Genomic DNA, 13,540 nt, shown 5'->3' with positions numbered 1-13,540 from the left:
AAACATGTTGTAGTTTAATGGTTAATTATTATATTGCGGCACAAATTTATTACCTACTGAAAGTATGAAAATCAACAAAATTATGGCTTTTAAGATGTTGCTAGCGGTAGCAATAACCTTAGGTTTTACTAGTTGTAGTAAAAATTCCGGTTCTAACGCATCGAATGCTACCGGTTGGAAGATCAATGACAAAAAAGGCGGATTCCAGTACAACTCGAAGTTCAAGAAACAGGAAACTGCTCCTGGTCTTGTATTAGTAGAGGGTGGAACTTTTACGATGGGTAGAGTGCAGGATGATGTTATGCACGATTGGAATAACTCACCGAACCAACAGCATGTACAATCATTTTACATGGATGAAACGGAAGTTACCAATAAAATGTACATGGAATATCTGGATTGGTTGAAACGTGTTTTCCCACCAGAAGATGAAAACTATAAAAACATTTACGTAGGGGCTCTACCGGATACATTAGTATGGAGAGACCGTCTTGGTTACAATGAAACCATGACAAACAACTACCTAAGACACCCGGCTTACGGAGATTATCCTGTAGTTGGAGTGAACTGGATCCAGGCTGTAGAATTCAGCAAATGGAGAACAGACCGTGTGAACGAGGCAGTTTTAGAGCGTGAAGGTTATTTAAAAAGAGATGCTAAAACGGTTGATGTAACCGGAGAAAGCAGTTTTAATACTGAAACTTACCTTAATGCACCAACCAAAGCGTATGGTGGAAACGAGGAAATCGTATTAAAAGGACAACGTAACAAATTAGCCAATAAAGAAGATGCTAAAAATGTTTATGCCCAAAGAACTTCTGGAATCATTTTACCAGAATACAGGCTTCCAACAGAAGCAGAATGGGAATTTGCAGCATTGGCTTTAGTAGGCACAAGAGAATACAACCTTTACAGAGGTAAAAAGAAATACCCATGGAGTGGTCAATACACCCGTTCTGGAAAAAGAAAATATAAAGGAGACCAATTGGCCAACTTTAAACAAGGAAAAGGGGATTACGGAGGCGTATCTGGATGGTCTGATGATGGTGCTGATATTACTGCAAAAGTAAAATCTTATGCTGCTAATGACTTTGGCCTTTATGATATGGCTGGTAACGTTTCCGAATGGGTTGCCGATGTTTACCGACCTATGGTAGATGATGAAGCGAATGACTTCAATTACTACAGGGGTAACGTTTACATGAAAAACAAAATTGGAGAAGATGGAAAAGCAGAAATTGTAACTTCTGCAGACATCCAGTATGACACTTTAAGTAACGGAAGAATTATCGCAAGAAATTTACCGGGACAAATTGCACAAGTGCCAATTGATGACAAAGAAACGTACCTGAGACAAAACTTTGACAAAAGTGATAACCGAAACTACCGTGATGGTGACAAACAATCAACACGCTATTTTGATTTTGGTTCTTCAGAAGAAGGAGATAAATTAGATGATTCTAAAAGAATGTATGATTCTCCTGAGCACAAAGTTGTAACTGACAGTTTAGGAAACATGGTTCGTAAATACGACCATTCTTCTTCAAGAACAACGTTAATCAATGATAACGTAAGAGTTTACAAAGGTGGATCCTGGAGAGACAGAGCCTACTGGTTAGACCCTGCACAAAGAAGATACTACCCACAAGATATGGCAACTGATGATATCGGATTCCGTTGCGCAATGTCAAGAGTAGGTCCAAAATCAGATGGTAAAAAGAAAGCTAGAAACTAGTATTTCACAACATTCATACTTACAAATAAAAGCCCTTTCATTAGGGCTTTTATTGTTTTAAAACAATTACAATGGATATTCAAGCAATTCATTCTTTATTCCTAACCTGCCATTCCCTATCTATCGATACCCGAAAGATTGGCGATAACGCTCTCTTTGTCGCATTAAAAGGTGACAATTTTGACGCCAATACCTTTGCTGCCGAAGCCCTTACAAAAGGAGCTTCCTATGTGATCGTTGATAACAAAGACTATTATATTGATGAAAGGACGATTCTTGTAGACAACAGTCTCGAAACACTCCAGGAATTAGCACGCTTTCACCGTACCTATCTTGGACTTCCCATCATTGCACTCACAGGCAGTAATGGAAAAACCACCACCAAAGAATTGATCAATGTGGTATTATCAAAGAAATACAATGTAAAAGCCACAGTAGGAAACCTAAACAACCATATCGGCGTACCCCTGACCTTGCTTTCATTTGATGCTTCGACAGAAATCGGAATCGTAGAAATGGGTGCCAATCACCAAAAAGAAATCGAATTCCTCTGCACCATTGCAACTCCTGATTTTGGGTATATTACCAATTTTGGAAAAGCACACCTGGAAGGCTTTGGTGGAATTGAAGGTGTCATTAAAGGCAAAAGTGAAATGTATGATTATCTTATGCAGCAGGATAAAGTCGTTTTTGTTAACCTGGATGATGCGTTACAGGACTCCAAAACAAAAGCCATGCGCCGTTTTACGTTTGGCTACCGCAATCCCGAAGCAGGCATTTCGATCTACGATATACAAACAACTCCCTTAGTAAGCATTACCTTTAATCATACTACGGTTAATTCACACCTTATCGGATTGTACAATGCCAACAACATTAACGCTGCCATTACTATTGGACATTATTTTAACATCAGCGATGCGGAAATTAAAGATGCCATTGAGCACTACACTCCTACAAACAATCGCTCACAGCTGATCCGCAAAAACACCAATGAAATCATCCTTGATGCTTATAATGCCAATCCAAGCAGTATGAAAGCGGCGATAGAAAATTTCATCCAACTGGAGCAAGCCAATAAAATGATGATTTTGGGCGATATGTTCGAACTCGGTTCGGAAAGCTTGCAGGAACATCAAAACATTATCGATCTATTGATTGAGACGAAGGACATATTGGTTTATTTTGTAGGCCATGATTTTTATAGCCAAAATATATCCTTACCTCATTTTAAGTTTTTCAGCACGTTTGAAGCAGTCGCAGAAGCACTAAAAGCCCACGTCATTACAGATCATTTTATCCTTATAAAAGGATCCCGCGGTATGGCGTTAGAGCGCTGCCTCCAACTCCTGCCAGAATAACACTCTACACAAAGCCCCCATTAGGATACTAATGGGGGCTTTGTGTATCATCGATAATTGCTAACTTCTATCAAATTAAGATCGGGATCGCGAAAATATACTGAAGCCATCTTCCCCATAGCACCGGTACGCTGTACAACTCCACCCTCCAGCACAGCAATTCCCTTTTGATATAATTCTGTTAGTATTTCCGATATAGGCGTTATCGCAATAAAACAAAGATCAGCAGATCCTTTTGTTGGAAAAGCAGCAGCAGGCTGTATCTCGTATCCTTTTTGGTGCAGATTTATTTTTTGGTTTCCAAATCTTAAAGCCTTGCGCCCACCTCCAAATGTTAGTACTTCCATCCCTAAAACTTCCTGGTAAAAATTACAGGTTACAGTGAGATCTGCGACAGTCAATACCACATGGTCTAAATTTTGAATTTCCATAACATTGAAATTAGTACCATGAAGTTAACTAATATGTTTTTTGAAACAAAATAAAGTAAGGAGCCATCTCTACCTATTTGGAAACAGCATCTAATAGTTAGCTTAACAGTATAAAAACGGACTAAATAAGTAAAATTGCTTTCTAAAACACCTGAGATTGCAACTATTTTTGATAAAAAACATGGTGAAAAAATTCTAAATAAATTATATTTAAAAAATAAGCATGTAAAATAAATATTTACTAACTTTAATCATATAAATATACACATTTAATAATACCAACCTAATCTCAATCTCACATGAAAAAATTCTTATTACTAGTAGCAGCCGTAACATTTTCTCTTGGCGCAGTTGCACAAACAGACAACATGCAAAAAGAAAAAATGAAAAAAGAAATGAAGGAACAAAAAATGAAAGACCACGTCATGATGATGGACGGCAAAATGATGGTCATGAAAGATGGCAAAAAAATGATGATGGACAAAGACATGAATATGGCCAATGGAACCATGGTTTCCACAAAAGGCATGGTTACCATGAAAGATGGCAAAACCATGATGATGAAAAATGGCGATATGGTGGACATGGACGGAATGATGATGCCGAAAAAAGAAAAAATGACAAAGATGATGACTAAGGAATCGAAAATGACCAAATAGGTAGTTTTCGATTTTTTTCATTTAAAGATGTCCTGTTTTTATAAACAGGGCATTTTTTTATTGTTAGTACTGTAATAGTTGTAGCGATATTACTCAAAATAATTCTATATTCGCCCAGCAAAAAATTTGCTTACACATACAACTAACCCAAAAGCCAATTCGTTTTATCGTAAATACTTAAACAAGTGTTTGATGATTCTTTCCAAATAAAACGAATTGTATCCAATGCCAAAATGAAACAACTAGTACTATTTTTTACGCTTATAATTTTCAATCCGTTCGCGACAGCGCAAGAAGAAAGCTGTGAGAAAAAAATAAACAGCCTGCTAATTGCGAAAATGAAAACCTACAACTCCAATGAGCTCATACCTTATTATTCTTCCAAGAATGAAAAGTGGGGCTATTTTAATAAAAACGATGGAAAAATAGTCACTGAGCCTACGTTAAAAGGACCAAAATTTTTCAATCCAAAACTCAAACTTTACTATGAACTGGAAACAAATGGCAGTGACAATGGGTGCGATGTCACAATTAATAGTTCTGTAAAAAATTATGAAACCGAAGGCCTGAGACCCAGTAATTATACTATATCTGAGGCTGCAGGTAACCGATCCAATAATAAAAATGCCGCCGCTTTTATAAAAAATGACATTACTGGCTTTGAAGTCAATTCAAATAATGAATTGACTTATTTTAATGAGCGATTTTATGATCCAAAAGAAAATGAATCGACCATCATTAAGATATTAGTCTTTAAAGATCAGTATTTTGCTATTGTAGGAGAAAAGGATCACTGTAGTATTATCCGACAAAATGGACAGCTTATGCCAGGCTTTGAAAATTTAAAAAAATATCCCTACACAAAATACAATTATAAAAGTGATACCGATATTTGGTTTTTAATTGAAAATGCCGATAAGAAATATACTTTTAAATCACTTTTGGAAAACAGAAGCCTTCCGGAAGTTTTTGAGCAATATCCTTATGGCTGGAGTAATTTCGAGACATCAACCGGGTATGCATTAATTAAGGACACTACAAATTCGGGACTATTGGATTTAACAACAATGCAATGGAAAATAAAATTCAGTCCAAAAAATAAGTTTGAAGGCCTCTATTATAGCAGCCTCGAAAATATTATCGAGTATGAAATTGAACACAATAGAACCATGACAACCAGCTATATTCTAAATTCAAAAAATCAGTTTATGGACGTAGCAATGAAAATTTACAAACCAAAAAGATAAGAATCATAATCGCTGAAAATTACTACAATTTCCACTACAATTCTATCTATATCAACCTCCAAGAGCGATCAGCTCCTTGGAGGTTGTTGCATTTTAGGAATATACCAATCACTTCTTCAGGCTAAAAATATCGTAGCATTCAGTATAGGTTTATAATAATTGCTAATTCAGTTGCATTCGAAGTTTTCTTAAGTAATTTTGCACTGGTAATCTTTGCTTTAAGCTTACACAAAATAAAGAGGAAGAGAAAAAGTGGAAAATAAAGAAGCAAACTGGACTATTTGCCAGGAATGCCAGGGGCGCGGCAAAAAAAGCAGAGGACTCAGCAATAAAGCACGTCTCCGCTACAAGAGGGAACTTAATCAGTTTGAAAAAACGCAAGGTGTAGGAACAGCCCCCGTTCGCCCTAAGGGGCACCTCCATACCTGCCTGAATTGTAATGGATCTGGATTGGTTCATTCTGCTACTCCTCCTATAGCAGATCCGGAAAACTATCCTCATGTTGCTATTATTGGCGGGGGCATAGGAGGTGTAGCATTAGCTGTTGCCTGTTTGCACCGCGGAATCCCTTTTTCCCTTTATGAACGCGACAACAACTTTAACACCCGATCACAAGGCTACGGCCTCACGCTACAACAAGCCAGTAAAGCGATAGAAGGATTGGGTATTTTCTCATTGGATGAAGGGGTAATTTCCACAAGGCATGTAGTACATACGACAGAAGGAAAAGTAATTGGAGAATGGGGCATCAGAAAGTGGGTGGAATCAGACGCGAAAACATTCTCGAAACGCACCAACGTGCATATAGCCCGGCAATCTTTGCGCTTAGCATTACTGGAGCAACTCGGCGGACATACTAAAGTACAGTGGGGACACCAATTAATCGATTTTAAGGAACATGGAAACAAAGGTGTTGACCTGAGCTTTCAAGTCAATGGAGAGACAAAGCATTACAAGGCTGATCTTGTGGTTGGCGCTGATGGCATCCGCAGTTCGGTACGACGGTTGCTGATTGGTGAGGATAATACTCCACTACGGTATCTGGGATGTATTGTGATATTGGGCATTTGCCCGCTTAGCGCACTCGATGGGCTTACCAATCCCCTACTGGACTCAGCTACTGTATTTCAAACCGCTAACGGCAATGAGCGCATCTACATGATGCCGTATACAGCAGACTCGGTGATGTGGCAACTTAGCTTCCCAATGCCTGAAGAAGAAGCTAAGGCATTAAGTGCTCAGGGATCTCACGCACTCAAGGAAGAAGCCTGCCGCAGAACGCAATGGCACGACCCCATCCCTCAGATTGTCGCAGCAACCCTGGAATCCCAAGTCTCTGGCTACCCAGTATACGATCGGGAATTACTCGAATCCGGATTGTTGCAAAAAAGCGGGTCAATAACGCTGATGGGCGATGCGGCTCATCCCATGAGCCCATTTAAAGGACAGGGAGCAAATCAGGCTCTGCTGGACGCCCTTACACTAGCACGAAGTATCTCAAAAGGATGCAGACCTTTATCAGAATGGAGGGAAGCCGGACTGCGAAAAAGCGTATTAACAGACTTTGAATCAGAAATGTTAGAACGCAGTGCTATCAAAGTACAAGATTCAGCAGAAGCTGCAGCGTTCCTACATTCCGAAATCGTACTTCATGAAGGCGATGAACCAAGAGGACGGTGCTTAAAGAAAAAGTAGTTTAAAAAGCTATACTATCTTTTCGTGTGTGGTAGTTTAATTTACTGGATTTCATCAAAAAATACTGTATCTCTTTGCTACAAAATAAAAACTACTTTCCATCCCATAAATTTCAAAAAAAAGGCATAAAAAAACTCCTTAATTTCTTAAGGAGTTTTTTGTGGGCGATAAGGGATTCGAACCCCTGACCCTCTGGGTGTAAACCAGATGCTCTGAACCAACTGAGCTAATCGCCCTATTTTACAAATCTTACAAGTGTTTCGTTGTCGTTATTGCGTGTGCAAATATACATCAACAATTGGGATTTGCAAGCATTTTTTGAAAAAAATTATAAAATTTCTGCTACAACAAAAGTACTGCCCCCAACATAAATCAGATCGGCTTTTTCTGCTGCTGCGACTGCCGCCACATAAGCTTCTGAAACAGAATCGAATGCCGAACCAACACGATGGTATACTGCAGCTTTTTCCTGTAAAACGGAAACATCCATTCCTCTTGGCACATTGGGTTTACAAAAATAATATTTTGCTTTTTCAGGGAACAAAGGCAATACTTCGTCGAGATTTTTATCATTTACCATCCCAATTACCATGTGCAACTGATCAAATTTTTCGTTCAATATTTGCTTCATGACAATTTCGAGGCCATGTTTGTTGTGGGCTGTATCACAGATGATTTTTGGCGCAAGACCTAATTGCTGCCACCTTCCTTGCAGTCCTGTGTTTTTTACTACATTCATTAAGCCCGAATCAATATCCTTCTCACTAATCGTAAAAAGATCCAGATCCCGGAGCACACGTATGGCCTGAAGTACTGTTTTCTTATTATATTGCTGATAATCCCCTAACAGATCCGAAGGCTTTGTTTCGTCAATCAGGTCTGACGCAAAAAAGATGGGAGCATTACAACTATTGGCTTTATTTTCAAATACTACTTTTGTCTCAGCAGTATACTCCCCAATCACCACAGGGATACCCGGTTTAATAATCCCGGCTTTTTCCGCAGCGATCAGTGGAATTGTATTCCCTAAAAACTGTGTATGATCCAATCCGATATTGGTAATTACCGATAGTAATGGTGTAATAATATTGGTTGAATCCAGACGGCCTCCCATACCGGTTTCAATAATGGCGATATCGGTCTGTTCCTTCTTAAAATAGTCAAATGCCAGCCCTACGGTCATTTCGAAGAAACTAAGCTGGTTCTTTTCAAAGAAAGCCTTGTGGGTATTCATAAACTCACAAACAAAAGATTCGGAAATGTCTTTCCCATTAATTTTGATGCGTTCCCTGAAGTCTTTTAAGTGCGGTGAAGTATAGAGCCCTACTTTGTATCCGGCTTCCTGTAAAATAGAAGCCAGCATGTGAGACGTTGATCCTTTGCCATTGGTCCCGGCAACATGGATAAATTGCATTCCTTTTTCAGGATTCCCAAGGTAATCCGAAAGAAGGATTGTATTGGTTAAATCCTCTTTGTACGCAGATGCGCCTTGTTGCTGGTACATTGGCAACTGGCTGAACATCCACTGTAAGGTTTCCGGATAATTCATTATTCAGTCTAATATTTAAATGCTTTTATTCTGTCAGCTTAAAATTATAAATAATTTTCCCGACTTGTTTGTCCGGTGCATCAGCACTTGGATTTACTTTGGTATTCATAGCAGCAATTTTAGCCTGATCCAAAAGGCATTTGGCCAAATTTGTACTACCCCGAACACCGGGTTCTGCATTGGTTACTTTTCCATTTTTATCCACCGAAATCTGTACTACTACAGTTCCTTGTTCATTACAGGTATAATTGGGTTGTGGTGTCGAAAGGAATTTCCTTCCGGCCAGCTGGTAATTTCCATTCCCATTACCACGTCCCGCACCATTTCCATTACCATAACCACTTCCGGTACCCAATCCTTCTCCACTACCATTACCGCCACCGGATCCAGTGCCGCTTCCGCCACCGCCATTGTAACCTCTTGCATTCGCTTCTCCATTGGCTTTTCCTTTATTCCCGGAAATGCCATCATTACCATCACCGCCTTTACTGGAGCTGTTCAATATACTTGCCAAAGCATCATTAGTAGATTTGGATGCCTGAGGTTTTACAGGTTCTTTTACCACAGGTTTCGTTTCTACTTTGGGCTTATCTCTTTTTACGACTTGTTGTATTACGGGAGCATCTTCATTTTCCTGTGAAATGATTTCTTCTTCATCCGCTTTTACTGGAGTTGATTTTGCTGCAGGACGTACACTTTCCATGGATTCATAATTAGTCCCGGATCCTACATCGCTATCTCCAAAATTTATAGCAATATCGCCACCGCCTCCACCACCTTCCAGTTCGGGAACGTCTAAGCTCTTGGCAAACCTCAGGTAGAATAATCCCAGTAATAGAATAGCAAACAGCAGGGCTGTTATACCAAATGATTTTTTTTCCTGTTCCGTTTTTAAAATAGTCATAGTTTATGTATTGCCTGGAAATTCATTAATTACTGCAAATTTAAGCAAATCTTATACCATATTAAAATTGCTTTTAATCAATTAAACCTGGCTGGTAATACTAACCAGCCAGGTTTATAGCTATAACGAATATAATCAAATTAAATTATCTATCGGTTTATCTTTAAAATTCACAATAGGATCCCCCATTATTCCTTCATGCACAAACGAAAACAATCTATTACTGAATATTATACTAATTGTTTTAATGCAATTTCAAATGCTGTAGCACTGATATTTGTTTTAGCACTGCTAAGGCTATGGGCTTTAACAATGGCATTTTTAATCGTATCCGAAGTATCATTGAAAATAGCTTCGTCAGTCATCTGTACTTTTTTCTCCATAAAATAGGCAAATACACGTGCCATTCCACAGTTGGAAATAAAATCAGGAATCAGGCTTACCTTTTGATCTATTTGCTCCATAATAGGACCAAAGAAAATCTCTTTGTCAGCGAAAGGAACATTGGCACCACAGGAAATCACTTCCAGTCCTGAACCGATCATACTATCGACCTGACTTTGAGTAACCAGTCTTGACGCTGCACAAGGAGTAAAGATCTCAGCTCCTATCGTCCATATTTTTTGATTGATTTCTTCAAATGGAATCATGTTATCAGCTACTAATTTATTCCCATCTTTATTCAGGAATAAGGTACGGATTTCTTCAAAACTAAAACCATCCTCATTAATCACACCACCATCCCTATCGATAATCCCTACAACTTTTGCCCCCATATCAGCCAGGTAAAATGCCGCTGCTGAACCCACATTACCAAAACCTTGTACAATGGCTTTTTTGCCTTTTACAGAACCACCATAGATATCATAAAAATGACGTACGGCCTGCGCCACACCATAACCAGTAATCATATCGGCAACAGTATATTTTTTGGCCACATCCGGAGAGAAGGAAGGATTTTCGATCACTTTTACCACGCCCTGGCGCAACTGTCCAATACGGTTAATTTTATCCGCTTCCGTTGGCTTGAAGTGTCCGTTAAAAACACCTTCCTGTGGGTGCCATACACCACATTCTTCCGTCATTGGAATCACCTCATGGATTTCATCTACATTTAGGTCGCCCCCAGTGCCATAATAACTTTTCAAAAGTGGAGACACAGCTTTATACCAACGTTGCAAAACCCCTTTTTTACGGGGATCATTCGGGTCAAAATTGATTCCGGATTTTGCGCCTCCAATGGCAGGACCAGACACTGAAAATTTCACTTCCATCGTTTTAGCAAGGGAAAGCACTTCATTCATATCAAGGCCTTTTCTCATTCGTGTTCCACCACCGGCAGCACCACCTCTCAGAGAGTTAATAACAGTCCATCCTTCAGCCTCTGTTTCAGCATCTTTCCAGTTAAAAATGATTTCTGGCTCTTTATTTTCAAATTTATTTAATAAATCTTTCATTATACTGCGTTGTTTTTAAGATTTCACAAATATAGAAATGAATTGTGAATTATGAATAGTGATTTTGTTTTTTACTCAGATATAATAAATCTGGCCCGAACTGTGATTATTTTGCGCTCCGGTAACACTGGCCAGCACATTAATTTCACCTCTTAATTTCAGTACGCCCAACAGCGCAAAGATCAGGGCTTCTTTATATTCAATGGTTTTTGCGTCTGGGATCCGGATGTCCATATCCGGAAGGTATTCCCTAATTTTTAAAATCAGGTATTCATTATAAACGCCACCGCCAGAAACGAGCATCTTCCCTTCTTTTTTAGGGAGTGCTGCCGCTGTCTGAAAAGCGACATGGGTAATAAAAGTATGCAGCTTATCAGCCACAGGAATTTCAAATTCTTCCATTAAAGGCAAAACAGTATCCCGCACAAATTCAAACCCCAGTGATTTTGGAAATGGCATCCTGTAAAATGGCAGTGCATTCAATGCATTTAGCATCGCCTCATTACAGTTCCCACTTTGAGCAAACTGTCCTTTATCATCATAATCGAGCCCCATACTATTGGCATAGAAATTCAGGACTGTATTTACAGGAGAAATATCAAACGCAATCCGCTGGTCCCGGTATTCAAAAGAAACATTGGAAAAACCACCCAAATTCAGGCAATAGTCATATTCCAGAAATAACAACTGATCACCGATAGGTACTAATGGCGCTCCCTGCCCTCCCAATTCCACATCCTGTACCCGAAAATCACATACGATGTTTTGCTGAACTAACCCCGAAAGCAATGGCAGGTTTCCAATTTGCAGGGTAATCCCATTCTGGGGCTGATGCAAAATGGTATGCCCATGGGAACAAACCGCATCAATCGCCTCCAAATTATGCCGGTCTATAAAATCATTAATCACTTCCGCCAAAAGCCAGGTATAATCCACATTGAGAATATGAAGTTGCTCCGGGGAAAATCCAATGGCCGATTTTAGCCTTGTTATCCATTCCGTACTATAGGGTACCGTTTCCGATTCCACAATTTCATACGTCCATTTTTCGGCTGTCTTTTTCAAAAATACATGAGCCAAATCGATACCGTCAAGTGATGTTCCTGACATTATTCCGATAACGTTGTAGTTTTTTTCCATCATTCGCCAAAATTACTAATCAAAATTGAAAATTTCATAATTAAAAATTATCTTTGACAACATTTTTTAAAACAATAGCAAAATATAATTATGGACTTTAAACTTACAGAAGAGCATTTAATGATTCAAAAAGCAGCAAGAGATTTTGCTCAAAACGAATTGCTCCCAGGTGTGATTGAAAGAGATGAAAAACAGATTTTCCCGGCTGAACAAATCAAGAAGATGGGAGAACTTGGATTTATGGGTATGATGGTTTCCCCCGAATATGGAGGAAGCGGTCTGGACACCATTTCTTATGTGCTTGCCATGGAAGAAATTTCGAAAGTAGACGCATCCGCCTCTGTAGTAATGTCTGTAAACAACTCTTTAGTATGCTGGGGTCTGCAGGCTTTTGGATCAGAAGAACAAAAACAAAAATATTTACCCCGCCTGGCTTCAGGTGAAATCATCGGTGCTTTCTGTCTTTCAGAGCCGGAAGCAGGTAGCGATGCTACTTCACAAAGAACAACTGCTATAGACAAAGGGGATCACTATCTTGTAAATGGCACCAAAAACTGGATTACCAATGGTGGTACTGCTGATGTTTATCTGGTTATCGCACAAACGGATGTAGAGAAAAAACATAAGGGGATCAATGCCCTGATCATGGAAAAAGGCATGGCTGGTTTTGAAATCGGGCCAAAAGAACAAAAGATGGGTATTCGTGGTTCAGACACTCACTCCCTTATGTTTACCGATGTAAAAGTACCAAAGGAGAACAGGATTGGCGAAGATGGATTCGGATTCAAATTTGCAATGAAAACCTTAGCTGGCGGAAGAATCGGTATTGCTTCACAAGCCCTTGGAATAGCTTCCGGAGCGTATGAACTGGCTTTAAAATATTCTAAGGAGCGTAAAGCTTTCGGTACAGAAATCTGCAATCACCAGGCTATCGCTTTTAAATTGGCCGACATGGCTGTAAGCATTGAAGCAGCCCGTCATTTATGCATGAAAGCGGCATGGGACAAAGACAACCATAATAACTACGATATGAGTGGCGCTATGGCAAAACTTTTTGCTTCGCAGACTGCAATGGATGTAGCTGTTGAAGCGGTACAAATTCACGGTGGAAATGGCTATGTTAAAGAGTACCATGTAGAGCGAATGATGCGTGATGCTAAAATCACTCAGATTTATGAAGGAACGTCTGAAATTCAAAAAATTGTAATTTCCCGCGGAATTATCAACGGATAAACGTCTTTTAACGATATTTTAGAATGCCCAACAACCGTTGGGCATTTTTTTTGATTTAAATTTACCTATCCAATGTACTCCCTATGAATCAGAAGCCTAAATCGCTTAAAACAAAAGTCATAATAGGCT

Annotated in this window: 11 protein-coding genes and 1 tRNA gene; 6 read left to right on the top strand and 6 right to left on the bottom strand. The window is 39.2% G+C overall.

Translation table 11 applies throughout. The annotated features are described in order from the left end of the window. Window positions 1-64: 64 nt before the first annotated feature. Together gldJ and FK004_RS08125 are read left to right on the top strand one after the other, a co-directional pair. Window positions 65-1,735 (top strand): gliding motility lipoprotein GldJ, encoded by a 1,671-nt coding sequence (gldJ, locus tag FK004_RS08130; protein ID WP_108736815.1) that lies wholly within the window; start codon window positions 65-67, stop codon window positions 1,733-1,735. A gap of 71 nt (window positions 1,736-1,806) precedes the next feature. After that, entirely contained in the window at window positions 1,807-3,096 is a 1,290-nt protein-coding gene (locus FK004_RS08125) for a UDP-N-acetylmuramoyl-tripeptide--D-alanyl-D-alanine ligase (protein WP_108736814.1), read from the top strand. A 47-nt stretch (window positions 3,097-3,143) separates the two neighbouring features. Here FK004_RS08125 and FK004_RS08120 read toward each other — a convergent pair whose 3' ends face one another. Beyond that, on the bottom strand, window positions 3,144-3,527 hold the full coding sequence (locus tag FK004_RS08120) for a VOC family protein (protein ID WP_108736813.1): 384 nt from the start codon (window positions 3,525-3,527) through the stop codon (window positions 3,144-3,146). A 368-nt stretch (window positions 3,528-3,895) separates the two neighbouring features. Between FK004_RS08120 and FK004_RS08115 the strand changes: the two genes are divergently transcribed. The 3 genes from FK004_RS08115 (at window position 3,896) to FK004_RS08105 (ending at window position 7,128) form a co-directional block, all read left to right on the top strand. Further along, complete coding sequence (locus FK004_RS08115; protein ID WP_157956058.1) at window positions 3,896-4,186, top strand: DUF6799 domain-containing protein; 291 nt, start codon at window positions 3,896-3,898, stop codon at window positions 4,184-4,186. 233 nt (window positions 4,187-4,419) lie between these two features. Continuing rightward, entirely contained in the window at window positions 4,420-5,433 is a 1,014-nt protein-coding gene (locus FK004_RS08110) for a hypothetical protein (RefSeq protein ID WP_157956057.1), read from the top strand. A 252-nt stretch (window positions 5,434-5,685) separates the two neighbouring features. After that, entirely contained in the window at window positions 5,686-7,128 is a 1,443-nt protein-coding gene (locus FK004_RS08105) for an FAD-dependent oxidoreductase (protein ID WP_108736810.1), read from the top strand. A 161-nt stretch (window positions 7,129-7,289) separates the two neighbouring features. Here the strand turns inward: FK004_RS08105 and FK004_RS08100 are convergent. The 5 genes from FK004_RS08100 to FK004_RS08080 all read right to left on the bottom strand — a co-directional run bounded on the left by FK004_RS08100 (window position 7,290) and on the right by FK004_RS08080 (window position 12,181). Continuing rightward, window positions 7,290-7,364: transfer RNA gene (locus tag FK004_RS08100), tRNA-Val, on the bottom strand. 92 nt (window positions 7,365-7,456) lie between these two features. After that, entirely contained in the window at window positions 7,457-8,677 is a 1,221-nt protein-coding gene (locus FK004_RS08095) for a bifunctional folylpolyglutamate synthase/dihydrofolate synthase (protein ID WP_108736809.1), read from the bottom strand. Window positions 8,678-8,702: 25 nt separating this feature from the next. After that, the gene (locus FK004_RS19180) at window positions 8,703-9,581 is read right to left on the bottom strand and encodes an energy transducer TonB family protein (RefSeq protein WP_108736808.1); all 879 of its coding nucleotides are present in this window, start codon (window positions 9,579-9,581) and stop codon (window positions 8,703-8,705) included. 230 nt (window positions 9,582-9,811) lie between these two features. Continuing rightward, window positions 9,812-11,038, bottom strand: coding sequence for a Glu/Leu/Phe/Val dehydrogenase dimerization domain-containing protein (locus tag FK004_RS08085; protein ID WP_108736807.1), 1,227 nt, complete (start codon window positions 11,036-11,038; stop codon window positions 9,812-9,814). 75 nt (window positions 11,039-11,113) lie between these two features. After that, the gene (locus FK004_RS08080) at window positions 11,114-12,181 is read right to left on the bottom strand and encodes an anhydro-N-acetylmuramic acid kinase (RefSeq protein WP_108736806.1); all 1,068 of its coding nucleotides are present in this window, start codon (window positions 12,179-12,181) and stop codon (window positions 11,114-11,116) included. Between the two features lie 87 nt (window positions 12,182-12,268). On the opposite strand from FK004_RS08080, the gene FK004_RS08075 reads away from it, so the two are divergent. After that, the gene (locus FK004_RS08075) at window positions 12,269-13,411 is read left to right on the top strand and encodes an acyl-CoA dehydrogenase (protein WP_108736805.1); all 1,143 of its coding nucleotides are present in this window, start codon (window positions 12,269-12,271) and stop codon (window positions 13,409-13,411) included. The last annotated feature ends 129 nt before the right edge of the window (window positions 13,412-13,540 follow it).

Origin of the sequence: Flavobacterium kingsejongi, assembly GCF_003076475.1 — a bacterium.
Lineage (GTDB): Bacteria > Bacteroidota > Bacteroidia > Flavobacteriales > Flavobacteriaceae > Flavobacterium > Flavobacterium kingsejongi.
Note: the sequence above shows the minus strand (reverse complement) of the source record. Positions and strands in the feature narration are given on the sequence as shown.